The sequence below is a fragment of the Micromonospora sp. D75 genome, from assembly GCF_018070405.1.
Taxonomy (GTDB): Bacteria; Actinomycetota; Actinomycetes; order Mycobacteriales; family Micromonosporaceae; genus Micromonospora; species Micromonospora chalcea.
Map to the genome: position 1 here is coordinate 1 of NZ_JAGPXV010001048.1, position 1,038 is coordinate 1,038.

General features: G+C 73.7%; 1 pseudogene. It reads left to right on the forward strand.

What is annotated here, in order from left to right:
- Positions 1–80: 80 nt before the first annotated feature.
- Positions 81–1,038, forward strand: a pseudogene (locus tag KBX39_RS31875) (RNA degradosome polyphosphate kinase); the annotation flags it as partial.

Sequence of the window (1,038 nt, forward strand, 5' to 3'; positions counted from 1 at the left end):
GCCCGGACGGGCGGTTCCGCCAGCCCCGGCCCCCGGAGGAGCGCCTCGGCGCCGACCCGGACGCGGCCGGCGCCACCGGGCTGGACGAGCCGCTCGACCCGGTCGAGGGCCCGGACGAGACCGGCCCGGACGAGACCGGCCCGGACGCCGGGTCGCCACCGGCGCAGCCGCTGCCGGAGGACCGCTTCCTCAACCGGGAGCTGTCCTGGCTCGACTTCAACGCCCGGGTGCTGGCGCTCGCCGAGGACCCGCGCACCCCGCTGCTGGAACGGGCGAAGTTCCTGGCCATCTTCGCCAGCAACCTGGACGAGTTCTACATGGTCCGGGTGGCCGGGTTGAAGCGCCGCCTCTCCGCGGGCCTGCCGGTGCGCGGTGGCGACCGGCTGCCGCTGCGCACCCAGCTCGAACTCGTCACCGAGAAGGCCGCCGGCCTGGTCGCCCGGCACGCCGCCTGCCTGGTCGACGACGTGCTGCCGAAGCTCGCCGCCGAGGACATCCGCATCCTGCGCTGGAGCGACCTGGACGACGCCGAGCGGGAGCGGCTGCGCACCTGGTTCCGGGAGCACATCTTCCCGGTGCTCACCCCGCTGGCGGTCGACCCGGCGCACCCGTTCCCGTACATCTCCGGCCGGTCGCTGAACCTGGCCGTCTCGGTACGCGACCCGGACGGCGGCTCGGAGCTGTTCGCCCGGGTCAAGGTGCCGAACAACGTGCCCCGGTTCGTCCGGGTCCACCGGGAGCAGCCGGGCGTGCGGTTCCTGCCGGTGGAGGACCTCATCTCGGTGCACCTCGGCCAGCTCTTCTCCGGCATGCAGGTGGTCGAGTGCCACCTGTTCCGGGTGACCCGCAACGCCGAGGTCGAGGTGGACGAGGACCGCGACGAGGACCTGCTCCAGGCGCTGGAACGGGAACTGGCCCGGCGCCGGTTCGGTCCGCCGGTACGCATGGAGGGGGCCGCGTCCATCTCCGACCACATGCTGGAGCTGCTCGTCCCCGTGCTGGACATGGACGACCACGACGTGCTGCGGGTACGCGGGC